This window comes from Actinopolymorpha sp. NPDC004070 (genome assembly GCF_040610475.1).
Taxonomy (GTDB): Bacteria; Actinomycetota; Actinomycetes; order Propionibacteriales; family Actinopolymorphaceae; genus Actinopolymorpha.
On the sequence record NZ_JBEXMJ010000005.1, the window covers coordinates 193,606 to 216,313 of the forward strand.

Here is a 22,708-nt window from a genome sequence, read left to right on the forward strand (position 1 = left end):
CAGCTCGAGCCGGAGAAGGTCGCAAGACCGGCGGCGAGGTCCCACTGGCAGCCGAGTGAGCCACCGGTCAGCTCTTGATGCCGGTCAGCGTCACACCCTCGATGAAGTAGCGCTGGAGTACGAAGAACAACGCGATGATCGGTGCGATCACCGCTGCCGACGCGGCCATCAGGTAGCCCCACTGCGCGGTGTAGACGCTCTGGAAGGACGCCAGCCCGAGTGCCAAGGTGTACTTGCTCTCGTCGCTGAGATAGAGCAGCGGCCCCAGGAAGTCGTTCCACACGCCGATGAAGGTGAAGATCGTCACCACCACCAGCGCGGGCTTGGACAGCGGCATGATGATCATCGCGAACACCTTCCACGGTGACGCGCCGTCGATGTAGGCCGCCTCGTCCAGTTCGAACGGGATGGTCAGGAAGAACTGCCGCAGCAGGAAGACGTTGAACACCCCGCCGCCGGCACCGGCGAACCACGCGGGCACCGTCAGCGGGAGGAACGTGTCCAGCGCACCCAGCGAACGCCACATCACGAACGTCGGGATGAGAGTCACCGCGTACGGCAACATCACGCTGCTGAGCAGCAACGCGAACACGACGTTGCGACCACGCCAGCGCAGCCGGGCGAAGCTGAACGCCGCGACGGAGCAGGTGAGCACCGTGCCCGTCACGGCGAACAGCTCGATCAGCATCGTGTTGAGGAAGTACCTCAGGAAAGGCTGCGCGGTCAGCGCCCCGGTGAAGTTGGCCCACTCGAACGGGCTCGGGATCCACTCAGGTGGTGCGATGAAGATCTGGTCGTCACCCATCAGCGCGCTGCGGATCAGCCACACGAACGGCAGCATCGTCGGGGCCGCACCGAGCACCAGGACGACGTAGAGCGCCAACCGGCCCGGCCGCAACCGCCTCGCCCGTGCGCCGCTCACACCGGCCACCGAACTCATCGGGCACCTGCCATCTCGTAGTAGACCCACCGGCGGGCGTTCCGGAACAGGAAGAACGTGATGACCATGATCACCATGAAGAGGATCCAGGCGAGCGCGCTCGCGTACCCCATCTCGCTCTCGGTGAACGCGGTCCGCCACAGGTAGTAGATGTAGAACAGGGTCGCGTTGTTCGGCCCGCCCTGCGTCATGACGTACGCCTGGTTGAACACCTGGAACGTGCCGATCACACCGGTGACCAGGTTGTAGAAGATGGTCGGCGTCATCATCGGCAGGGTCACGTGCCGGAACCGCTGCCACACACCGCCGCCGTCGATCGACACCGCCTCGTACAGATGCCGCGGCACACCCTGCAGGCCGGCGAGGAAGATGACCATCGCGTTGCCGAATCCCCAGGTGCTCATGATGACCAGCGACGGCACCGCACCCCGTTCGCTGTAGATCCACTGCGACGTGGGCAGGCCGCCCTCGCGTAGCAGGGAGTTGAGCAGACCGAAGTCGGGGTTGAAGATCCAGATCCACAGCACGGCGCTGGCCACTGCCGGCACCAGCGTGGGAAGGTAGTAGATCGTGCGCCACAGGGCGAGCCCGCGCACCTTCTGGTTGAGCAGCAGGGCCACCACGAACCCGATCACGAGGACGAGTGGGACCGTTCCCAGGGTGTAGTACGTGGTGACGCTCAGGGACTTCCAGAACAACTCGTCGCCGCCGAGGGTGCGGTAGTTGCCGAGCCCGACGAACGACGGGCTGCCGCCGATCGTCCAGTCGGTCAGACTGAAGACGAACGACGCGATCATCGGCCCGATCGTGAAGATCACGAAGCCGAGGATCGCCGGCAGCGCCATCAGGACACCCCAACGGCGCTCCAGCCGGCCCTGCCCCGAAAGGCGGGCCGGCCCACGTGAGCGCACCTGGCCGGGCCGGGTCGCCGGCTCGGTGGGAGCTACGGTCATGCGAACGCCCTCCTGCCGCCGGTCACGGCGTCTGGCTCGGGTACCAGCCCTGCAGCAACTTGTCGATCTTGGGTACGAGCGCCGTCAACACTTCCTTGGCGGGCTGCTTCCCGGTCTCGATCCGCTGCAGCGCAGGCGTCAGGACCTCGCTGATGTTGTCCATGTTCTTCAGCCGCTGGCCGAACGCCGTCTGCGCGTGGTTCAGCGTGTAGTCGACCACCGCGGTGCGGTACTCCGGTGGGTGCGAGTCGTTCTTGATCCAGGAGTCGATCGCCCGCGGGTCGGTGTAGTACTTCTTCTCCAACGGCATCCACAGGCCGTTCTTGAACAGGTCGACGTACCTCGGGTCGTTGTGGAACATGAACAGCTCCACGGCCTCCTCGGGATACTTCGAGCCCGAGAACACCACCGACGCGCCGCCGAGCTGGGTGGTGGCCGGCTCGCCGTACCTCGGCAGCACACCGATGCCGTAGTCGACCTTGCTCTGGGCCATGTCCAGCAGCACCCACTGGCCGTCCACCGCCATCGCGATCCGTTTGGTCTGCAACTGCACGTTGGTGGCCGGTGCGTTGTTGCCGAGCTGCACCGGAGTCGGCGCGACGTGGTGCTTGTACATCAGGTCCTGGAGGTTCTGGAACACCTCCACCGCCTTCGGCTGGTCCAGCAGGCACTTGCGGCCGGACTCGTCCACGAACGCCGCGCCGTTGCTGCGGAGGAAGGACTCCCACGTGGTGCTGGACTGCACGCTCACCGAGGCGCCGAACTGCCTGATCCGCTTGGGGTCGAAGCCGGACTCGTCGGGGCGCTTGCCGTTCTGGTCGCGGGTGAGCTTGTACGCGGCCTGCACGAACTCGTCCCACGTCCAGGCCTTGCCGGCCTCGGCGGGCGGCGGCTCGACACCCGCGTCCTTCATGACTGCCCGGTTGTACCAGAGCAGCATGACCTCGTTGGCAGTCTGAGTGCCGAACGTCTTGTCCTTGCCGTACCAGAAGTAGGTGCCGGGCAGCCGGTCGGCGAGCGCGGGGTACTTCTTGAAGTACTTCGCGAGGTTGACCAGCTTGCCCTGCCCAGCCAGGCGGTAGCCCATCGATCCGCCCATGTACGCCACGTCCGGCGCGCGCTTGCTGGCCACCAGCGTGTTGACCTTGGTGTCGTACTCGTTCGGGGTGTAGACGGGCTTGACCGACACCCCGTCGTACTTGTCCTCGAACTGCTTGAGCATGGCGTTGATCGCCTTCTGCTCGAACGACGAACCCCAGTACATGAACTGCAGTTGCGCCTTGCTGCCGCCGCCTCCGCCGCTGTCGCCTCCGCAGCCGGCCAGCGCCGGGAGCGCCGCGGCACCGGCCGCCAGGCCGCCCGCCCGCAGCAGGTCCCGCCGGCTCCAGCGCGGGCGGCCGGGCACGATGGGTCGGGTGTTCATGAGGCTTCTCCTGAGGTGGCTGACGGGGTGACTGACTGGGTGACGGGCAGCCAGACCCGCATCGCGCGGCCGTCCCGGTTGTCCCACTGGAAGTAGGGCACCGCGGTCGCGGTCACCGCCTGGCTGGTCACCGACTGGGCGGTGGGCTGGGACGAGTACGGAAAACCGTTGCGTGGCTGGGACACCGCGGCGGCGTCCATGGTGAGCAGGACCGTGCGGCCGACTCCGGCAAGGTCGGCTTGCGGTACGACCCGGATACCCGCGTCAGGTGCGAGCGTGAGGTCCTCCACGTCGACACCGTCGGCCTGGTCGGTCTGCTCGAAGCAGTAGACGAGCGGGCCGCGTTCGACCGCGACACACCCGCGTACCGCGTCGATCCGCTGGTGCGGGAAGACCAGCCGGGGCGTGAGGTCCAGCGTGATCGTGACGGTGTCACCCGGCACCCAGGCCCGGCGGACGACGACGTAGCCGCGCTCGTCCGGGGTCGCGTCGGCAGGCTCGCAGTTCACACTGATCCCCACGGACGGGCTCCACGCCGGCACCCGCAGCGCCAGCGACCACTCGCCCTCCGGCGCGGCGTCGACGGTGAACGCGACCTCTCCCTCCCAGGGGTACTCGGTCCGCACCGACAGAGCCACCTCGCCCGCGGGCAGGTCCGCCCGGATCGTGCCCGGGACGTACTGGTGGACGCTCAGCCCGTCGTCGTTCGTGGTGGCGACGTAGTGGCTGAGCGAGGACACCAGCCGCATGATGTTCGGCGGGCAGCACGCGCAGCTGAACCACTCGTGCCGGCGGCCCGGGTCGTCGCCCTCGGCGTGGTCGTGCCTGCGCTGCAACGGGTTGACGTAGAAGAACCGCGTGCCGTCGGTCGACGTCGACGCCGCGAACGCGTTGTACAGCGTGCGTTCGAGCAGGTCGGCGTACCGGCCCTCGCCCGTCGCCAGCAGAAGTCGCCAGTTCCAGTGCACGCTCGCGATCGCCGCACAGGTCTCGTTGTACGACCGGTCCGGCGGCAGCTCGTAGCGGTCACCGAAGGCCTCGTGGGAGTGCCGCGAGCCGACCCCGCCGGTGAGCTGGGTCTTGGTCGCCACCATGTCCTCCCACCGGCGTACGGAGGAGGCGAGCAGCGACTCGTCGCCGGTCTCGAGATACAGGTCGACGATGCCGGCCTCGAGGTAGAGCGCGCGGACGGCGTGGCCCACCTCGGTGTCGGCCTCGCGTACCGGCAGGTGGTCCTGGAAGTAGCGCTGGCCCATGCCGCTGCCGGCGATGTGGCCCTTGCCGCGCTCGTCGACGAGGTGCAGCGAGAGGTCGAGGTAGGAACGCTCGCCGGTGAGCCGGTACAGCTCGACCAGCGCGGTCTCGATCTCCGGGTGGCCGTCGATACCGGGGTTGCCGCCGCGCAGGAACACCTCGACCAGATGGTCGGCGAATCGGCGCGCCACGGCGAGCAGCTCGGGCTCACCACCGACGCGGGCAGCGGCCACCGCGGCCTGCACCAGGTGGCCGGCGCAGTACATCTCGTGGCTGTGCTCGAGTTCGGCGTACTGCCGCTCGGGCTTGACCACCTGGTAGTAGGAGTTGAGGTAGCCGTCGCCGCGCTGCGCTCTGGCGAGCAGCTCCGCGGCCCGGCGCAGGAAGTCGTGCAGCTCACCGGCGTCCTCGCGGCCCGCCTCCCAGGCGACCGCCTCCAGCTGCTTGTAGAGGTCGGAGTCCATGAACCTCGGGCCGCGGAAGTCACCGGTCACCTCGCCGGCGGCCAGCCGGAGGTTGTGCAGGTTTCCGGCCTCCTCCAGCTGCTTGATGCCCAGCGGAATGCTGGCCGCGCGGTTGGTCTCCTGCCACCGGCCGAGCGGGCCGCCGTCGATGCGGACGTCCCGCAGCCGCAGTGGGCGGTGCGGTGCCCGGGCGGCCGGTGTCGGCTCGACCGGACCGGCGCCTGCCGGAGCGGCGGCTGGTTGGTTCGCCGTGGTGGTCATGGGCCTCCTTCGTGGGTACGCCCGGCCGGCGTCGCGGCTCGGGGCCGGAGCGGCAGCAGGGCACGAACGTGGAGCGCGGTACGAGGTGCGAACGAGGTGGTGAACCTCCCGGACACAACCGGGAGAAGGCTCAAGGAATAGGTTTTCCTAATCGCGCCCACAAGGTAGGGCTGATCAACGAGCACGGTCAATACCCTGTGCCGGGTTCAGTCTTGTTTCGCACGTACTGTTTCCCAGGCAGCCCGTACACTGCGCACGTCCCGACACCGGCCGGACCGAAGGAAACCACGTTGCCGACACCCCCCTCCCCGGAGGTTCGCGCCATCACCATCCGCGACGTGGCGAGCCTGGCCGCCGTCTCGGTCGGCACCGCGTCGAAGGCTCTGAACGGCCGCGGAAAGCTGCGGCAGGAGACGCGAGACCGGGTGGTCGAGGCGGCCCGCCAACTGGGCTTCCGGCCCAACGCGCTGGCCCGCGGTCTGCTCAGCGGACGTACGTTCACCGTGGGCCTGGTCACCTCCGACAGCTTCGGCAGGTTCAGCATCCCGGTGATGCTGGGTGCGGAGGACGCGCTCGGCGCCGGTCAGATCTCGGTGTTCATGTGCGACACCCGCGACGACCCGATCCGTGAACGCCACCACGTGCAGACCCTGCTGGCCCGGCGGGTGGACGGGCTGCTGGTCACCGGGCGGCGGACCGAGCCCCGTCCGTCCATCGGTGCCGACCTGCCGGTGCCGGTGGTGTACGCGATGACCCAGTCGACCGACCCGGCCGACCTGTCGGTGATCCCGGACGACGAGGGCGGCGGCGCGCTCGCGGTCGGCCACCTGCTCGCCACCGGCCGCACCCGGATCGCGCACATCGCCGGGCCGGGCCGGTTCCTCGCCGCCCGCCAGCGTGCCGCCGGCGTGCACCGCGCGCTGGCCGAGGCAGGCCTGGCGCTGGTCGGCGGCGAGCCGCTGCACGGCGAGTGGACCGAGGAGTGGGGCCGCCAGGGCGCGGACATCCTGCTGCGGGCCGAACCCGAGGTCGACGCGATCTTCTGCGGCAACGACCAGATCGCCCGCGGCGTCGCCGAGACCCTTCGCGAGCGGGGCAGGCGGGTGCCCGACGACATCGCGTTGATCGGGTTCGACAACTGGGAGGCGATGGCCCTGGGATCACGGCCCCCGTTGACCACGGTGGACATGAGCCTCGGCGAGGTCGGCCGGATCGCCGCCGAGCACCTGCTGGCCGCCATCGGCGGGCGACCGGTGACCGGCGGGGTGCAGACGATTCCCTGCCGGCTCGTCGTCCGCGAGTCCACCGGTCCCCGCCGCGACGGCTAGGGCCTAGCCTCGGCCGGCTTCCAGGTCCCGGCGGCGGAACAACGCATGCAGGGTGAGGTCGACGTCGGCAAGTGCCTGCGCGCCGCCCTCCTCCCGGTCGATCACGCACAGGGCGTGCTCGACGTGCGCGCCGAGCGCGCGCAGGTCCTGCGTCGAGAGCACGACCTGCCCGCCGCTGGTCACCACGTCCTCGACCACGAGCACCCTGCGTCCCTCGACGTCCGCGCCCTCGGCCAGCCGGGCCGTGCCGTACTCCTTAGCCTTCTTGCGTACGAAGGCGCACGGCAGGCCGGTGTGCCGCCCGAGTGCCGTGACGACGGCGATCCCGCCCATCTCCAATCCGGCCAGCACCTCGGTCCCCGCGGGAACGAGTGGGGCCAGCGCGGCGCCCACCTCGTCCAGCAACACCGGGTCGGCCTCGAACTGGTACTTGTCGAAGTACTCCGTGGTCTCCCGTCCGGATCGCAGGACGAACCGCCCTGTCAACCGGCACCTGTCAGCGATCCGATAAGCAAGCCGTGCGTTGGTCACGGTCGCCAAGCATGGCAGGCCGGATCCGGACCGGGCCCCCGGATCAGGGATGCAACAGCACCTTGCGCAGGTCGGCGGGGCGTTCCCGCAGGGTCGACAGCGCCGAGCCCACGTCGGCCACCGCGTACCGGTGACTGATCAGCGGGCGCAGGTCGAGCAGCCCGGCGTTGAATATCCTGACCACGTGCTCCCAGGCCGCGGCGGACGCACCGAAGACGCCCTGCACCCGCAGGTGTTTGAGCACGATGTCGGTCAGGTCGCCCTCGGCCGGTCCGCCCGGAATCCCTTCCAGGACGACGGTCGCACCGCGACGGGCCGCGTTCAGCGCGGCCTTGGCCGACGTCTGCCTACTGCCCGCCTCGATCACCACGTCGGCGTCGCAGGTCCAGCCCGGCTCGACCGCCTCGGCGTTGCTGACGCACCGGGTCGCGCCCCAGGCGGCGCCGAGCTCACGACCACTGGGACTGTCGCCGATCAGCACCAGTTCGCTCGGGCTGTACGCGGCGAGCACCTGGCAGGCGACCAGACTGAGCGTTCCGGTGCCGACGACCGCGACCCGTGCCCCGACGGCGGGGGCGGCCGCGAGGATCCCCTCCAGTACGCACGCCGACGGCTCCAGCAGCGCCGCGGCCTCGAGGTCGGCACCGGCCTTCAGCTGGTGCACCAGTCGCGCGGGCACGAGGACGTAGGAGCTGAACGCGCCCGCGTGGGTGAAGCCGGTCTCGGCGTACCCCGCCTCGCACAGGTTGGTGGCGCCTTCCCGGCAGCGCGGGCAGCGTCCGCAGTTGCGGAAGCCCTGCGCCACCACCGGATCGTCGACCGCCAGCCAGTCCACGCCGTCGCCCAGGGCGGCGACGGTGCCGGCCCACTCGTGCCCGGGCACCACGGGATAGCTGACGTACGCCGCCGGGCGGGTGCCGGCGAACAGCTCGACGTCGCTGCCGCAGATGCCGGCCGCGCCGACCCGGACCAACACCTCGCCCGGCCCGGGCGGCGCCAGCGGCCGCTCCTCGACACCGAAGTCGTCGGGCCCGCGTACGACCACCGACGGATTGGTCTCCGGAATCGACTGTCCGGATGTCGTGGATGGTGTTGCTGTCATGGCCGTCCTCGCTGTCAACGAGCGGTTGCCAGGCGGACGACGTTGTACGACATCGGCGCCAGCTCGAAGCGCAGCTTCCCGTCCTCGACGACCGGGGCGTCCTGGACCCGCGGCGCGACCCGGTCCGGTTGCTCGGCGGTGTTGGCCGCGTCCCGGTCCTCACCGGACAGCGCGATGTGCTCGACGGCGCGGGCGTCCTTCAGCGCACGGACGTCGACCTCGACCAGCAGCGGCTCTGTCAGGGACCGGTTGACGGCGAACACCGCGGCGGCGCCGTTCTCCTCGTCCAGGGTGGCGGTGCAGTCCAGCTGGGGCACCGGCCCGAAGTCGGGGGTGTCGACCTGGGGTCCGGTCGGCTCCACCCGCAGGGTCGAACCCGTGCCGTACTGGAACGCGAGCCGCATCGGGTGGAACGTCGACTGGCGGTACGCCGGTCCGCCCGCGACCGTCGTGATCGGCGCGATCACGTTGACCAGCTGGGCGAAGCAGGCCATCGTCACCCGGTCGGCGCGCCGCAGCAGGCTGTTGAGCAGCGAGCCCACCACCACCGCGTCGGCCAGGGAGTACTGGTCCTCGAAGAGCGACGGGCCGGTCACCCACTCCCGCTCGTCGCCGGGCACGTGGTACCAGACGTTCCACTCGTCGTAGGACAGGTTGATCGACTTCTTGCTGCGGGTCTTCGCCTTCACGTAGTCGCACGTGGCGATCACGGACTCGATCATCGCGTCCATGTCGACGCCGGAGGCCAGGAAGCTGGCGAAGTCGCCGTTGCTCGGGCGGTAGTAGGAGTGCAGCGAGACGTAGTCGACGACCTCGTAGGTGTGCTCGAGAACCTCGGCCTCCCACGAGCCGAACGTCGGCATCTTCCGGCCGGAACTGCCGCAGGCGACGAGCTCGAGGTCGGGGTCGACCAGCCGCATCGCCTTCGCGGTCTGGTTGGCGAGGATGCCGTAGTCGCGGGCGGTCTTGTGGGCGATCTGCCAGGGGCCGTCCATCTCGTTGCCGAGGCACCAGATCTTGATGTCGTGCGGGTCCTTCGCGCCGTACTTCGCCCGCAGATCCGACCAGTACGTCCCGGCGGGGTGGTTGCAGTACTCAACCAGCGCTGCCGCCTCCTGCACGCCGCGCGTGCCGAGGTTGACCGCCATCATCGGCTCGACGCCGGCCTTGCGGCACCAGGCGGCGAACTCGTCGACGCCGACCTCGTTGGTCTCCAGCGTCTTCCACGCCAGGTCCAGCCGGTGCGGGCGTTCGGCGCGCGGGCCGATGCCGTCCTCCCACTGGTAGCCGGACACGAAGTTGCCACCGGGGTAGCGGACGGTGCTGACGCCGAGCTCGCGGGTCAGGTCGAGCACGTCGGTGCGGAAACCGTCTTCGTCGGCGCCGGGGTGGTCGGGTTCGTAGATGCCGCCGTAGACGCATCGGCCCAGATGCTCGACGAACGAGCCGCGCACACGCGGGTCTACGGCTCCGATCCGGAACGCGGGGTCAAGAGTGAGGCTGGCCTTGTTCACGGGCGTCGGCTTCCTTCCGCTGAGGTCCCGAGGGCTACCTGGCTCACGACGAACGGATTCGGCGGCGGGCGGCGAAACTGCCGAGAAACCGGATAGACCAATCCGTTGACGTCGTCGAAGCGTGATCGTAGCCTTTGCTTCGATATCACGCACATTGTTCGATATTTCGAACACGGAGCATGCTCGAATCGGCCTTGGAAATCCGCTTTCAGCAGCTCTCGGCAACACCGCAAGCCGTTTTCGTGACAAGCAAACCGGTCGAGGCCCAGGTGACAGCCAGGGCCCCGCCCTCGACACCGAATCCGCACCGACCACATCCGGACGGAGGTGCCCGGGCAATGGCGGCACTACCGAGTCGACGGGACGTCCTGCGAGGCGCCGGCCTGCTGGCCGCCGCGGGCGCCGTTGGCGGCAGCCTGTCCGGCTGCGCCGAGCAGCTCCAGTCGGGCTTCACCGGGACGGCGCCGAGCGCCGACGTACTCACGTACTGGAATCTCCTGGGCGGCGGCGACGGCGTTCGCATGCAGGAGATGGAAGGGGTCTACCGCAAGCAGCGGCCCGACGTGGACCTGCGCGCGGTGACTCTCACGTGGGGCAACCCCTACTACACGAAGCTTTCCCTGGCCACCCTCGGCGCGCAGCCGCCGGATGTGGCCATCTCGCACCTGACCCGGGTGCCGACGCTGGTCGCCGCCGGACTGCTCCAGCCGTTCGAGCCCGAGGACCTGGCCCGGCACGGGATGTCGAAGGACAAGTTCGTCCAGCGAGCCATCGAGCGGGCCACCATCGACGGCAAGATCTACGCCATCCCGCTCGACACCCACCCGTTCGTGATGTTCTACAACACCAAGATCTGCAAGCAGGCCGGCCTGCTCGCCGACGACGGGTCGCTGAAGCCGATCGACAGTGAGGACGCGCTGGTCGAGGCGCTCCACAAGGCGAAGGAAGTCACCAAGAGCTGGGGCGGCGCGGTAGCGTCGGTGGCCGACGTGGCCACCCCGTGGCGGTTCTTCTTCAGCCTGTACGGACAGCTCGGCGGCAAGCTCCTGATGGGCACCTCGCCCGATGAGATTCTCGAACCCGACAAGGCCGTTCGCGCCGCCAAGCTGATGCGCCGGCTCACCGTCGACGAGAAGGTGATGCCCCCCAACATCGACTACGGTGGCGCGATCGCGCAGTTCGCCAACGGCCGTTCGGGATTCTTCTTCCAGGGCGAGTGGGAGATCTCCACCTTCAAGGACGCGAAGATGCCCTTCAGCATGACGAGGTTCCCCAACCTGATGGGTGGCACCTACGCCGTGCAGGCCGACTCGCACACGTTCGTGCTGCCCAGCAAGGAGGCGTACGAACGCCCGCGGCTGGACCTCGTGCTGGACTTCGTACGTTCGATGCTCGACCAGGGCATGACCTGGGCCGAGGGTGGTCACGTTCCCAGCTGGCTTCCGGTTCAGCAGAGTGAGAAGTACCGCGAGCTCAAACCGCAGTCGAACTACGTGGGTGCGGCCGAGAGCGCGGTCTACGACCCGCCGGCGTGGTACTCCGGCTCCGGCTCCAACTTCGAGATGGTCGCCGGCTCCGCACTCGGCGGGGTGCTGAGCGGCCGTACGCAACCCGAGGCCGCGATCCACCAGATCCAGGTGGGCATCTCCAAGATGGCCCGCACCCCGGCACCCGTCTAGCGCCTCACGTTCCAGACCCCGACCCGCGGCCGACCAAGGTCGTACGTACGCCAGTTCCTTCGAGCATCTCGGGAGGTCTTGTGGGCACCTCGACAGTCGCGCCCGAGACCGCGGCAGACTCCGGTGCCGGCCAGCGGCGCCAGGGGCGACCGGTCCTTGCCGGCCTGGCGTTCCTCGCGCCGTTCCTCGTCCTCTACGCCCTCTTCCTGATCGGGCCGAGCGCGTACGGACTGGTGATGAGCTTCTTCAACACCAGTCTGGTGAAGGGCGGGCTGGGCAGTTTCGCCGGGCTGTCCAACTACGCCGCGGCCTTCGGCGACCCGCAGTTCTGGGCGTCGCTGTGGCACACGGTGTGGTTCACCATCCTCACCACGCCACCGCTGGTGGTTCTCGCCCTGGTGTTCGCGCTGCTGGCCGACCGGGCGAGGAAGGGACGCTGGTTCTTCCGGCTGGCGTTCTTCGCACCGTACGTGTTGCCGTCGGCGGTCGTGGCGCTGATCTGGAACTGGGTCTACACCCCCGACCTCGGACTGCTCTCCGACGTGGTGACCCGGCTCGGTATGACTCCGCCCGTCTGGCTCGGCGACCCGAACTGGGCGATGATCTCGGTGGCCCTCACCACCGTGTGGTGGACGCTCGGCTTCAACTTCGTTCTCTACCTCGCCGGCCTGCAGGACATCCCGCGCGAGCTGTACGAAGCGGCCTCCATCGACGGTGCCACGCCGTGGCAGCAGATCACCCGGATCACCGTTCCGTTGCTCGGCCGGACGACCACGCTGGTGGCGGTGCTGCAGGTGATCGCCTCGCTGAAGATCTTCGACCAGATCTACCTGATGACCAGCGGCGGACCGGACTTCGCGACCCGGCCCACCATCCAGTACATCTACGACGTCGGCTTCACCGACTACCGGGTCGGCTACGGATCGGCGGTGTCCATGCTGCTGTTCGTGCTGATCCTGGTGGTCTCGCTGGTGTGGTTCGCACTCGTCCGCCGTCAGGAGAGGGACGCCTGAGATGACCACCACCACCACCGTCGCCGAACGAAACCAGGACCGCGGCGCCCGGCCGGGCGACGAACTCCGCACCACCAGCGGCCGGGAGCGCGTCTTCAACCGGGTCTGCGTCGGCGTCCTCATCGCGTTCTCGCTGCTGTGGCTGGTGCCGCTGCTGTGGGCGCTGGACACCTCGCTGAAGCCGGAGGGCGAGACCACCAAGGTGCCGGTCACCTGGCTGATCGACAGCCCCACGCTGGCGGCCTACGCCAAGGTGCTCAAGGCCGGGAACGTCCTGCAGTGGTACGCCAACAGCTTCATCATCTCGATCCTGGTCGCCGCCTTGTCGGTGGTGACCGCGAGCATGGCGGCGTTCGCCCTGTCCCGGATCCGTTTCCGCGGCAGCAACGCGGTGTTCTGGGTCATCCTGGCCGGCATCATGATTCCCGGGCAGGCGCTGATCGTGCCGCTGTTCCGGGAGTTCGCCGCGGTCGGCATGATCGACACCTACTGGGCGGTGATCCTGCCGCAGATCGCCGCGCCGGTCGCCGTCTTCGTCTTCAAGCAGTTCTTCGACGGCATCCCCCGGGAGCTGGAGGAGGCCGCGCTGGTCGACGGGGCGAGCAGGTTCCACATCTTCGCGCGGATCTTCCTGCCGCTGTCGCGGCCGGCGATCTCGGCGGTGTCGATCTTCACGTTCGTGTGGTCGTGGAACAACTTCCTGTGGCCGCTGCTGGTGCTGACGAGCACGCCGCTGATGACACTGCCGGTGGGGCTGGCGACGGTTTCCAGCGCGTACGGCATCCAGTACGCCTCGATCATGGCCTCGGCCATCCTTGGCGCACTCCCCCTGCTGGTGGTCTTCCTGCTCTTCCAGCGGCGGATCGTCGAGGGCATCGCCGGCACCGGCCTGAAGGGCTGACCGCCCGGGCGCCGTCAGGCGGTGACCGTCAGGGCGACAGGGCGGGCTTGCCCCCGGCCGGGGCGTGGTCGCGGTCCGGCAGGAGTTCGGCCCGGCTGATCGCCGGGGTGAACAGCATCCACACCGCGGTCACCGCGAGGCACACCAGGCACCCGGCGCCGACGGCGACGAGGTTGGTGAACCCCACCAGCAGACCGAAGGCGGCCGTCCCGAGCGGCGTCATCGCGGTGGACAGCACGGTCACCACGCTCTGAACGCGCCCGAGAACGTCCGGCCGGGTGGCGGTGAGCAGCAGCCCGCTGAGGATGGCGTTGGACGGGCCGAGACACAGCGACCACCAGGCCACCGACGCGCACACCAGCCACAGGTCGGTGGCGAACACCAGCCCGGCGAACCCGGGCAGCGCCGCGACCAGCCACAGCGCCAGCGCCAGTCCCGACCTGGACGGCGGCCGCAGCAGCGTGCCCACCAGGCCGCCGGCGATCAGGCCGCCGCCGAGGAAACCCGCCGCCACGCCGTACCCCGCGGCACCCCACTGGAGGTTCTCCGCCTTCAGCGCCAGGCCGACCGTCTCCATCGGCACCGAGACGGCGTTGAGGACCAGGGTCACCACCGCCAGCCCGCGCAGCAGCGGATGACCGGCGACGTAATGCAGCCCGTCGCCGAGTGCCCGGCGCATCCGGGGTCGCTCCTCCGCCCGCTGGATGGGGTACTTCGGGCGTACGAACACCAGGATCGCGAAGCAGAGCAGGAACGTCGCGGAGTTGACGTACGCCGCGAGGGCGAACCCGCCGAGGGCGACCAGCACCCCGCCGAGGCCCCGGCCGCCGGCCTCGGCGATGCTGCGGACGAGCTGGCGGATCGCCGCGCCCCTGGGGAGCTGGTGGTGCGGCAGCAGGACCGCGAGGTAGCTGTTGGCCGCCGGGAGATAGAACGCGTCGATGGTGCCGAACACCACGCCGAGGGCGATCAGCAGCGCGGCCGTCGGCCGGGCGCCGCCGGTGGTGAGGAACGCACCGGTGAGGGCTACTCCGCCGGCGGCGAGGTCGGCGGCGAGCATGATGCGACGGGCACCGCGCAGGTCGGCCAGCACCCCGCCGAGCAGCATGAGCAGCACCCGGGGAACCCCGGCGGCGGCCAGCACGATGCCGGTGAGACGCGGGTCGCCGAGCTGGGCCGCGGACCAGCCGACGGCGATCCACCAGACGTTGTCGCCGACGAAGCTGAGGCCGCGGGCGAGGAGGTAGCCGAGGAAGCGTGGCCGGCCGACTGCAGCCCGCGGCGTTCGCACCGTCTCTCCCTCGTCCTCTCGTCCCGACCCGGCACCTGTGCACCTGGCTACCCGGCGTACGGATGCGTGCCAGTTTGGCGTGCGTGCCAATGTTGCATGCCCGTGGCCGGGGCGCGACGTCTTCGCGCCCACGACTGGCCGTGCGACCGGTATCCGAGACGACGTGCCACGCTCCGCATCGCCGCAGGCACGCACCGCCCATGCCCGCCCATGCCGGGTGGCCGGCCGGCGACCGTCAACGGCAAACCAGCGACCGCGATACGTCTGATGTCTAGGCTTTGCTCACGGGACGGATCCCTAGACTGTCGCCGGCGTTGTCGTACGCGGTGAACCGACCGAAGGAGCAGTGTGATGACAGGGGAGACGAACGGCCTACGCAGCCGGGCCTGGTTCGGTGCGACCGGCCGCACGGGCATGGCCCACCGGTCCTGGATGCGCAACCAGGGCTTCGGCCAGGAGGTCTTCGACGGGCGGCCGGTCATCGGCATCGCCACCACCTGGTCCGAGCTCGCCCCCTGCAACGCCCACCTGCACCGGGTGGCCGAGGCGGTCAAGCGGGGCGTGTGGCAGGCAGGTGGCTTCCCGCTGGAGTTCCCGGCGCTCGCGCTCGGTGAGTCGCTGCTGCGTCCGACGGCGATGTTCTACCGCAACCTCCTCGCCATGGAGGCCGAGGAGATGATGCGGGCCAACCCGCTCGACGGCACCGTCTTGCTGTCCGGCTGCGACAAGACCACCCCGGGCCTGCTGATGGCGGCCGCCTCGGTCGACCTGCCCTCGGTCATGGTCACCGGCGGCCCGATGCTGAACGGCAAGTACCGCGGCCAGGACGTCGGCTCGGGCACCCACGTGTGGAAGTTCGAGGAAGACCTCAAGACCGGCAAGATGACCCAGGAGGAGTGCTACTTCGCCGAGGGGTGCATGGCCCGCTCCAACGGCCACTGCATGACGATGGGCACCGCGTCAACCATGGCTTGCGTCGCCGAGGCACTCGGCATGCAGCTGCCCGGCTCGGCCACCTGGCCGGCCGTGGACGCGCGGCGCTACGAGGTCGCCCAGGAGGCCGGACGGCGGATCGTCGGCATGGTCGAGGAGGACCTGCGCCCCAGCCAGATCCTCACCCGCGAGGCGTTCGAGAACGCCATCCGCGCCAACGCCGCGATCGGCGGCTCGACCAACGCGATCGTGCACCTGCTCGCCCTGGCCCGCAGGCTCGGCGTCCAGCTCGACCTGGCCGACTTCGACGGGCTCGCCCGGCCGGTGCCGACCCTGGTCAACCTGATGCCCTCCGGGAAGTACCTCATGGAGGACTTCTGCTACGCCGGCGGGCTGCCGGTCGTGCTGCGCCAGCTGGCCGAAGCCGGACTTCTGCACTCGGAGCAGATCACCGTCACCGGCAAGGGCATCGCCGACAACAACGCCCAGGCCGAGTGCTTCAACCGCGAGGTCATCACCACCATCGAGGAGCCGTTCCAGGCGGCCGGCACCGGCACCGCCGTCCTGTCGGGCAACCTCGCTCCGAACGGCGCGGTGATCAAGCAGTCGGCGGTCTCGCCGCACCTGCTCAAGCACGAGGGGCGCGCGCTGGTCTTCGACTCCCCCGAGGACTACCACGCCGTGTCGGAGGACCCCGACATGGACGTGACCGAGAGCGACGTGCTGGTGATCCGGTACGCCGGACCGAAGGGCTACCCCGGCATGCCCGAGGTGTCCAACGTGCCGCTGCCCACCAAGCTGCTCAAGGCCGGCGTCACCGACATGGTGCGGGTCTGCGACGGACGGATGAGCGGTACGGCGTACGGCACGGTCGTCCTGCACGTCTCGCCGGAGGCCGCGGTCGGCGGGCCGCTGGCCCTCGTCCAGACCGGTGACCGGATCATCCTCGACGTGCCCGCGCGCAGCATCACCCTCGACGTTTCCGACGAGGAACTGGAACGCCGGCGAGCCGCGTGGCGGGCGCCGGAGCAGAAGTACAAGAGCGGGTACGCCTGGCTCTACACGACCCACGTCACCCAGGCGCACGAGGGTGTGGACTTCGACTTCCTGGCCGGCTCCCGCGGCCACGAGGTCCCGCGCGAGTCCCACTGAGGGCTCGGTCACACCTGACGAGGAGGGGGCGGGTCCCGAACGGGATCCGCCCCCTCGCCGCGCCTCCTGCCCGAAGCGAAGGCATTGCACGTTCGGAGTACGGCTGCCGCGTCCCAGGTCGCCGGTCATCGCCTCACGACTCACCCCCGACGAGTTCCCGCTCGACGACGACGGCGTACGTCGTGTTCTCCATGTCAGTCTCCCTTCGCCGCGCGCCCGAGGCGGATGGCCGAGATGAGGAAGAAGATTGCGCCGGGGATGGCGTAGCCGATCGCGTTGGTCAGCGCCGGATCGTCGGCGGAGGCGGTGGCGACGAACGACCCGCCGGCGAGTACGGAGATGCCACCGCTGATGATCATCGGCCACTGGCCGCCCATGTCGCGGCGGGTGACCCCCACGGCCAGCTGAACCAGCCCGGCCGCGATCGCCCATGCCCCCCAGATGCGCAGGACCGCCGGGATGCCGGATGCGTCGGCGAAGCAAAGGCCGACCGCGGCGAGCAGGCTCACCGCGACGTTCACGTACAGCAGGGTGGACGATCCGGTGGCGCGCGACGCGCGGGCGTCGATGACGGCGGCGGCCACGTCGAACAGCGGGTAGAGCACGAGCAGCGTCATGGCGAGCGGGCCAAGGTGCTTGGCGGTCGTGAACATCACGAGTGCCCAGACGATCGCGAACCCGAAGCGGACGAAGTACAGCCGCCGCAGGGCGGACGCCATCGTCGGGATGCCGGGGGCGGCAACGGAGGTCATGTTGGTCATGGTGGTCCTTTCAGTGGCGCGGAGGAGAACGCGCCGACGTGCGCCGAGCCGGAGACACTCAACGGTAGAACGAACGTTCTGTCCTCTGTAACTCTGGCGGCTCTCTCCGGACTTGTCAAGACCGACCGTTCTGTCTAGCGTGGGCTCATGGCACACGGCACGAGCAAGATCCGAACGTCCGAGGCACGAGACCGGCTCCTTGCCACGGCGAGCAGAATCTTCTACGCGGAGGGGATCCACTCCGTCGGCGTCGATCGGATCATCGCCGAGGCGAAAGTGACCCGAGCAACGTTCTACCGGCACTTCCCCGGCAAGGAGGATCTCGTCCTCGGCTACCTCAAGGCGACCGACCACGCCATCCGCAAGCAGGTGGAAGTCGCCCTCGCCGCCGGCCGACCGGCGCCCGACGCACTCCGGGCCGTTGCCGAGTCGATCGCCCAGGGCATCCAGTCCGACGGCTTCCGCGGCTGTGCGTTCCTCAACGCCGTGGCCGAGTACCCCGATCCCGACCACCCCGTGCACCAAGCCGTCCTCGCCCATCGGCAGTGGTTCCTCGACACGGTCAACACCTTGATGGCGAGCATTCAGGAAACCGAGGCCGGGCCCGCCGCGCAGCACTTCGTCATGCTTCGCGATGGCGCCATGGCGGCAGGCTGCCTCTCCGACCGGGGACAGACCTGCGAAACCTTCCTCCGCGGCGTCGAGGGACTCATCCGGACTCATGCCGCACGGCGGCCATCCTGAGCGGCCTTGCGGGTGCCACACGGATCCGCCGTTACGCCGGGCCCGGCACTCAGCTGTCCTCGAGGTAGTTCTGGCCCTGACCAAGCCTTCATGTCATCAGCGGGAGTCCGTTCTGTCGCCCGCCCCAACCTCAGCCGGCGCAGAGCGCTCACCTTGCTCGGTGGAGCGGCCGTGGCGGCCACTGCGTGCACGGTGACGTCCTGCACTCCGCCCGCCGGCGCCACGTCCGCAGGAGACCTCGACCTGTGGACGTTCGCCGACACCCATGCGGCGTGGTTCAAACAGATGGCCACCGAGTTCGAACAGCGAACGGGCGTCCGGGTTTCGGTGAGTCTCATTCCTGGCGACTCGATCTTTCAGCAGTTGCTGATCAATCTCAAGGCCGGCGGCCTGCGGACGCCGGATCTCTGCGACATCGAGCAGGGATCGTTCGGGCGCTTCCTGATCGGCCGGTCGGTTCCCTTCGTCGACCTGGGCCCCCGGCTGCGCGCGAAGGGATACGACAAGCAACTCGTCGCGGGCCGGCAGGCACTCTACAGCTGGAAGGGTGGTGTGTACGGAGTCGAGCACGCGCCGACGCCCGTCACACTCTTCTACCTGCGTGACGCCTGGGCGAAGACAGGGGTAGACCCGGCGACCCTGTCCACCTGCGACGAGTTCGCGGCCGATGATGGTCTCGCTGAACTGGCTGGACACCTTCCAGGGCGTGATTCTCCCCAGCGGAGCAAGCGCGTTCGGCGCCTTCTTCGTCCGCCAGGCGATGCTGGCCGTGCCCGACGAGATGGTTCAGGCCGCCCGCATCGACGGCGCTTCGGAGTTCCGGATCTTCCTCACCATGGGCGTGCCCCTTGCCCGCGGCGCGCTGTCGATTCTTGCGGTGCTGACGTTCCTCGGTTCGTGGAACGACTTCCTGTGGCCGTCCATCGCGCTGCGCAGTCCCGAGCGCCAGACGTATCCTGTCGGGCTCGCCAACCTGGTCGGCTTCTACAACACGGAGTACGGCATAATTCTCGCCGGCTCGTTCCTCGTCAGCCTGCCACCCTCCCTGACCCGCCGTGCGGGGTTCTCGGTCGGTTGCCGCTGCTGCTCACCGATCGGCGTCTTCGGGCCGTCTTGGCTCTCTGACGCAGGCTTTGACGTCCGCTACCACCAAGTACGTCCATGCCGCGGCCGCGAGCATCGCGGAGAGGGCCGCCCCGATGATCAGGAGCATGTCGAGCCCACCGTGCTGGACGGCGGAGACGGCAAGGATGGCGGACGCTGCGAAACCGCACATCCCGACCAGCCGGAGAGCCAGGTTTTCCTGGGCATACGGGTGGGTGCCTCTCCGTGCCTCCACTCCTGTGGGCAGCCTGGCTAGCGACGCTTCCTGGTCGGCCCGGGTTCTGCACTTGTCCGTGGTCCTTCGGCACCACAACTCCGAGTGCAGTTCCTCGAGAGCGGACGGGGAGTCCTTCGTCACCGCCGTGACGGCTTGGTCAAGCCGTCGAGCCGCCCGGGCGGCGGCCGCGTCGTAGGTGTCACCTTCTGCTTGGACGACCACCTCGAGGCTGCCGGACTGCAGGTCGGGGAGGACGGTGGCGTGACCCACGGACGGATCCTTGGTCTCAGCCGTCCGCAGCGCCCGCAGCATCTCGTCACAACACTGCACGAGCTGCGGCCGACTGTAGCTTGGCGCACTGTAGACGGCGATCATCTTGAGCTTCACGGCCGTCTCCTCCATCGAGCAGGGGGACGGGTCTACCGCCATGCTATGACCGACTGGGAGCGTTCACGGTCGCAGGCAAGGCTGTCTTGACATCCCGGGCGCAACCGGCACAGGCAACGCGAAAGCCACAGCGCCGTGAACCTCAGCGGTCGGCCTGCGCCTGCGCGACGAGTTCCCGCGCCTCCTCCTCGCTGGCCACCGCGGGGTTCGCGCCGGCCAGCGGACGGCGTGCGGACTCGGGTACGAAGTACACGCAGACCGCACCGACGACACCCGCGGCGACCAGGTAGTAGCCGGGCCACAACAGGTCGCCGGTGGCAAGGATCAGCGCACTCATCACCGCGGCGGTGGTACCACCGAACGCGGACACGAAGATGTTGAACGCGATGGACAGGCCGCCGTACCGGATCTCCGTAGGGAACATCGCCGGCAGCGTCGAGGGCGCGGTCGAGGAGAAGCACACCAGCGAAAGGCCCATCATCATCAGCCCGAGGAACGTCGGGCCGATTCCGCCGACCTGGAGCAGCAGCACCATGGGAACGCCGAGCACGACGAGAGCGAGGGATCCGGTCATCAGCACCGGACGGCGCCCGACGCGGTCACTCAGCCTGCCGAGGAAGGTCACGAGGACCATGAGGACGAGCAACACCACGATCTGCAGCACGTTCGCCACGGTGCTGCTGGTCCCACGTTCGCCGTGCCTCGGCAGCGTCGTGGTGAGGTAGGTCGGCATGTAGCTGGTCAGCATGTAGTTGGTGACGTTCCACGCGATCACCAGCCCGCCGACCAGCAACAGAGCCCGCCAGTGCCTGGTGAAGATCAGCCGGAACTCGTCCCTGATCGCGGTTCCTCCGTGCTGCGGCGACTTGGCAACCAGCTGCTCGAACGCAGGTGTCTCCTCCAGCCGCAGCCGCAGATACAGGCCGGTCAGCCCGATCGGCAGGGCGATCAGGAACGGGATCCGCCAACCCCACGACAGCATCCGCTGGTCACCCAGAACGGCGGTGAGCAGCGTGACCAGCGAGGCGCCGAACGTGTAGCCGGTCAGCGTGCCGAACTCCAGCCAGCTGCCGAGGAAGCCACGCCGATTGTCCGGGGCGTACTCGGCGATGAACGTCATCGCACCGGCGTACTCCCCGCCGGTGGAGAACCCCTGCACCAGCCGGCCGAACAGCACCAGCACCGGGGCGGCCGCACCGATCGCCGCGTAGCTCGGAATCACCCCGAGCAGCGTGGTGCCACACGCCATGAGGATCACGGTGGTCGCCAGTACCTTCGTCCGGCCGATCCGGTCGCCCAGCGGGCCGAAGAACAGGCCGCCGAAGGGACGGATGAGGAAAGACGCGGCGAATGTGGCCAACGTGGCGACAGTGGCCAGGCCGGGCGACAGGTTGGCGAAGAAGACCTTCGAGATGATTGCGGTGAGGTACGAGTAGACACCGAAGTCGTACCACTCGGTCAGGTTGCCGATCGCCGCGGCCATCACCGCCCGCCGCGCCACCCGCTCGTCGGTGACCGTCACATCTGCGAGCGTGAGGTTCCGGCCGCCTTCGGCTGCCGCCACCTGGGTCTCCTCCTGGCCGGCGCGGGCCGGGTGTGAGGTGCGCCGCCCTCCCATCCTCCACCTTCGGAAGTCGGGTGGGTGGACCCCCTCCCGCGCAGGCAGGTGGGCAGGCCCTCGGTGGTCAGCGGCCGCAGCCGCCCTCCTTGTCCGGGCGTACGCTCGGCCGGGCGAGTTCGGCGGTTCCCTTGTAGGCGTAGGGGTCCTCACCGGCGACGAGCTCGACGTCGCGGTAGTCGTACTTCGCCACGTGGGTGTCGTCGGGGATGCGGCCCCACGGGAGCAGCGACTCCGCGCTCATGAAGTGGTTGGTCAGCGCCCGGCGGAAGCCGTGTTTGCCGGTGTTGGGCAGCGACCGGTGCAGGAGGTAGCCGTTGAAGATGATCGCCGCGCCCGCGGGAATCTCCACCGGAACCGCGTCCTCGTCCGTGTACGGGAAGTCGTACAGCTCGACGGTGCAGTCGAAGCGCTCGTCGTCCTGCTCGCGATCGGGGTAGATGACCCCCCGCTTGTGCGAACCGGGCAGCACCCACAGGCAGCCGTTCTCGATGGTGGCGTCGTCGAGCGCGATCCAGGCCGCGGTGAGGGAGCGGTCCCGGGTGGGGATGAAGAACTCGTCCTGGTGCCAGGCCTGCCCGGGCTTGCCCTCCGACTTCATGAACAGCATCGACTGCATGGCCTTGACGTTCGGGCCGATCACCCGGGTGAGGACGTCCACGATCTTCGGGTGGTGGTAGGTGCGGGCGATCACCTCCGACAGCTTGTTCGGGAAGTGGATGCACAGGTAGCGCCGCATCACCTCCTCGTCGGACTCCTCCGCGGTGGCGCGGGTGACCCGCTCGATGTCACCGAGCTCGCCCCGGCACAGCCGGGCCGCCTCGGCGTTGATCTCGGCGACCTCCGCGGGCGACAGCGCGTTCTTCAGCACCCCGAACCCGTCCTCGCGGATCTGCGCGATCAGCGCGTCCGAGACCGACTCGTGCAGCACCGGACCGGGACGTGCCGGCACCTGCTCAGTGACCGTGGACATGGTGGTTCCCTCCGCCGCGACAGGCATCTTCGACGACCTGGATCGCACCAGGCCAACCCCAGCATCGCCTCGGCGGGCGCATCGACGCCATGCCCGGGACGCACGTTCACCTGTCTGTTCCTGACATCGCCGGGCCGGGACACATGCCCTATGGTCGGGAGGAGC

18 protein-coding genes and 1 pseudogene are annotated in these 22,708 nt (G+C 69.0%); 8 read left to right on the top strand and 11 right to left on the bottom strand.

Translation table 11 applies throughout. The features are described from left to right. Window positions 1-67 precede the first annotated feature (67 nt). From ABZV93_RS11600 to ABZV93_RS11615, 4 genes are read right to left on the bottom strand one after another with little or no spacing between them, the layout of a single operon-like run. A complete protein-coding gene (locus tag ABZV93_RS11600) occupies window positions 68-940 on the bottom strand; it encodes a carbohydrate ABC transporter permease (RefSeq protein ID WP_354933648.1) in 873 nt (290 codons plus the stop codon). Continuing rightward, on the bottom strand, window positions 937-1,893 hold the full coding sequence (locus ABZV93_RS11605; RefSeq protein WP_354933650.1) for a sugar ABC transporter permease: 957 nt from the start codon (window positions 1,891-1,893) through the stop codon (window positions 937-939). The genes ABZV93_RS11600 and ABZV93_RS11605 overlap by 4 nt, the downstream gene beginning before the upstream one ends. A 22-nt stretch (window positions 1,894-1,915) precedes the next feature. Further along, a complete protein-coding gene (locus ABZV93_RS11610; protein WP_354933652.1) occupies window positions 1,916-3,316 on the bottom strand; it encodes a sugar ABC transporter substrate-binding protein in 1,401 nt (466 codons plus the stop codon). Continuing rightward, window positions 3,313-5,295, bottom strand: coding sequence for a beta-L-arabinofuranosidase domain-containing protein (locus tag ABZV93_RS11615; protein ID WP_354933654.1), 1,983 nt, complete (start codon window positions 5,293-5,295; stop codon window positions 3,313-3,315). The genes ABZV93_RS11610 and ABZV93_RS11615 overlap by 4 nt, the downstream gene beginning before the upstream one ends. A gap of 290 nt (window positions 5,296-5,585) precedes the next feature. On the opposite strand from ABZV93_RS11615, the gene ABZV93_RS11620 reads away from it, so the two are divergent. Then, window positions 5,586-6,623 (top strand): LacI family DNA-binding transcriptional regulator, encoded by a 1,038-nt coding sequence (locus ABZV93_RS11620; protein ID WP_354933655.1) that lies wholly within the window; start codon window positions 5,586-5,588, stop codon window positions 6,621-6,623. A gap of 3 nt (window positions 6,624-6,626) precedes the next feature. On the opposite strand, the gene ABZV93_RS11625 is transcribed toward ABZV93_RS11620, so the two are convergent. The 3 genes from ABZV93_RS11625 to ABZV93_RS11635 form a co-directional block, all read right to left on the bottom strand. Beyond that, a complete protein-coding gene (locus ABZV93_RS11625) occupies window positions 6,627-7,109 on the bottom strand; it encodes a phosphoribosyltransferase family protein (protein ID WP_354933657.1) in 483 nt (160 codons plus the stop codon). Between the two features lie 88 nt (window positions 7,110-7,197). Then, complete coding sequence (locus tag ABZV93_RS11630; RefSeq protein ID WP_354933659.1) at window positions 7,198-8,256, bottom strand: alcohol dehydrogenase catalytic domain-containing protein; 1,059 nt, start codon at window positions 8,254-8,256, stop codon at window positions 7,198-7,200. Between the two features lie 14 nt (window positions 8,257-8,270). Next, the gene (locus tag ABZV93_RS11635) at window positions 8,271-9,770 is read right to left on the bottom strand and encodes an alpha-N-arabinofuranosidase (RefSeq protein ID WP_354933661.1); all 1,500 of its coding nucleotides are present in this window, start codon (window positions 9,768-9,770) and stop codon (window positions 8,271-8,273) included. A 338-nt stretch (window positions 9,771-10,108) separates the two neighbouring features. Here ABZV93_RS11635 and ABZV93_RS11640 point away from each other — a divergent pair, with 338 nt between their 5' ends. From ABZV93_RS11640 to ABZV93_RS11650, 3 genes are all read left to right on the top strand, one after another. Next, window positions 10,109-11,449: an extracellular solute-binding protein gene (locus ABZV93_RS11640; RefSeq protein WP_354933663.1), complete on the top strand. Its 1,341-nt coding sequence runs from the start codon at window positions 10,109-10,111 to the stop codon at window positions 11,447-11,449. An 80-nt stretch (window positions 11,450-11,529) separates the two neighbouring features. Further along, window positions 11,530-12,462 (top strand): sugar ABC transporter permease, encoded by a 933-nt coding sequence (locus ABZV93_RS11645; RefSeq protein ID WP_354933665.1) that lies wholly within the window; start codon window positions 11,530-11,532, stop codon window positions 12,460-12,462. 1 nt (window position 12,463) lies between these two features. After that, entirely contained in the window at window positions 12,464-13,363 is a 900-nt protein-coding gene (locus tag ABZV93_RS11650; protein WP_354933667.1) for a carbohydrate ABC transporter permease, read from the top strand. Between the two features lie 28 nt (window positions 13,364-13,391). Here the strand turns inward: ABZV93_RS11650 and ABZV93_RS11655 are convergent, their stop codons facing one another. Beyond that, a complete protein-coding gene (locus ABZV93_RS11655; RefSeq protein WP_354933669.1) occupies window positions 13,392-14,654 on the bottom strand; it encodes an MFS transporter in 1,263 nt (420 codons plus the stop codon). 351 nt (window positions 14,655-15,005) lie between these two features. Here ABZV93_RS11655 and ABZV93_RS11660 point away from each other — a divergent pair, with 351 nt between their 5' ends. After that, window positions 15,006-16,739, top strand: a complete 1,734-nt coding sequence (locus ABZV93_RS11660) for an IlvD/Edd family dehydratase (protein WP_354933671.1) — start codon at window positions 15,006-15,008, stop codon at window positions 16,737-16,739. Between the two features lie 194 nt (window positions 16,740-16,933). On the opposite strand, the gene ABZV93_RS11665 is transcribed toward ABZV93_RS11660, so the two are convergent. Next, complete coding sequence (locus ABZV93_RS11665; RefSeq protein ID WP_354933673.1) at window positions 16,934-17,500, bottom strand: hypothetical protein; 567 nt, start codon at window positions 17,498-17,500, stop codon at window positions 16,934-16,936. Between the two features lie 147 nt (window positions 17,501-17,647). On the opposite strand from ABZV93_RS11665, the gene ABZV93_RS11670 reads away from it, so the two are divergent. The 3 genes and pseudogenes from ABZV93_RS11670 (at window position 17,648) to ABZV93_RS11680 (ending at window position 19,604) form a co-directional block, all read left to right on the top strand. Continuing rightward, window positions 17,648-18,244 (top strand): TetR/AcrR family transcriptional regulator, encoded by a 597-nt coding sequence (locus ABZV93_RS11670; protein WP_354933675.1) that lies wholly within the window; start codon window positions 17,648-17,650, stop codon window positions 18,242-18,244. Window positions 18,245-18,529: 285 nt separating this feature from the next. Further along, window positions 18,530-18,853: pseudogene (locus ABZV93_RS11675) on the top strand (hypothetical protein); the annotation flags it as partial. Between the two features lie 58 nt (window positions 18,854-18,911). Beyond that, a complete protein-coding gene (locus ABZV93_RS11680) occupies window positions 18,912-19,604 on the top strand; it encodes a carbohydrate ABC transporter permease (RefSeq protein ID WP_354933677.1) in 693 nt (230 codons plus the stop codon). A 490-nt stretch (window positions 19,605-20,094) separates the two neighbouring features. Here the strand turns inward: ABZV93_RS11680 and ABZV93_RS11685 are convergent, their stop codons facing one another. After that, on the bottom strand, window positions 20,095-21,516 hold the full coding sequence (locus ABZV93_RS11685) for an MFS transporter (RefSeq protein ID WP_354933678.1): 1,422 nt from the start codon (window positions 21,514-21,516) through the stop codon (window positions 20,095-20,097). Between the two features lie 121 nt (window positions 21,517-21,637). Next, entirely contained in the window at window positions 21,638-22,543 is a 906-nt protein-coding gene (locus tag ABZV93_RS11690; RefSeq protein WP_354933680.1) for a phytanoyl-CoA dioxygenase family protein, read from the bottom strand. Window positions 22,544-22,708 lie beyond the last annotated feature (165 nt).

Excerpts from the sequence above, each read along its gene's own strand:
- ABZV93_RS11600 (WP_354933648.1), bottom strand. The coding sequence starts at position 940 with ATGAGTTCGGTGGCCGGTGTGAGCGGCGCACGGGCGAGGCGGTTGCGG.
- ABZV93_RS11605 (WP_354933650.1), bottom strand. The coding sequence starts at position 1,893 with ATGACCGTAGCTCCCACCGAGCCGGCGACCCGGCCCGGCCAGGTGCGC.
- ABZV93_RS11610 (WP_354933652.1), bottom strand. The coding sequence starts at position 3,316 with ATGAACACCCGACCCATCGTGCCCGGCCGCCCGCGCTGGAGCCGGCGG.
- ABZV93_RS11615 (WP_354933654.1), bottom strand. The coding sequence starts at position 5,295 with ATGACCACCACGGCGAACCAACCAGCCGCCGCTCCGGCAGGCGCCGGT.
- ABZV93_RS11630 (WP_354933659.1), bottom strand. The coding sequence starts at position 8,256 with ATGACAGCAACACCATCCACGACATCCGGACAGTCGATTCCGGAGACC.
- ABZV93_RS11640 (WP_354933663.1), top strand. The coding sequence starts at position 10,109 with ATGGCGGCACTACCGAGTCGACGGGACGTCCTGCGAGGCGCCGGCCTG.
- ABZV93_RS11650 (WP_354933667.1), top strand. The coding sequence starts at position 12,464 with ATGACCACCACCACCACCGTCGCCGAACGAAACCAGGACCGCGGCGCC.
- ABZV93_RS11660 (WP_354933671.1), top strand. The coding sequence starts at position 15,006 with ATGACAGGGGAGACGAACGGCCTACGCAGCCGGGCCTGGTTCGGTGCG.
- ABZV93_RS11665 (WP_354933673.1), bottom strand. The coding sequence starts at position 17,500 with ATGACCAACATGACCTCCGTTGCCGCCCCCGGCATCCCGACGATGGCG.
- ABZV93_RS11670 (WP_354933675.1), top strand. The coding sequence starts at position 17,648 with ATGGCACACGGCACGAGCAAGATCCGAACGTCCGAGGCACGAGACCGG.
- ABZV93_RS11680 (WP_354933677.1), top strand. The coding sequence starts at position 18,912 with ATGATGGTCTCGCTGAACTGGCTGGACACCTTCCAGGGCGTGATTCTC.
- ABZV93_RS11690 (WP_354933680.1), bottom strand. The coding sequence starts at position 22,543 with ATGTCCACGGTCACTGAGCAGGTGCCGGCACGTCCCGGTCCGGTGCTG.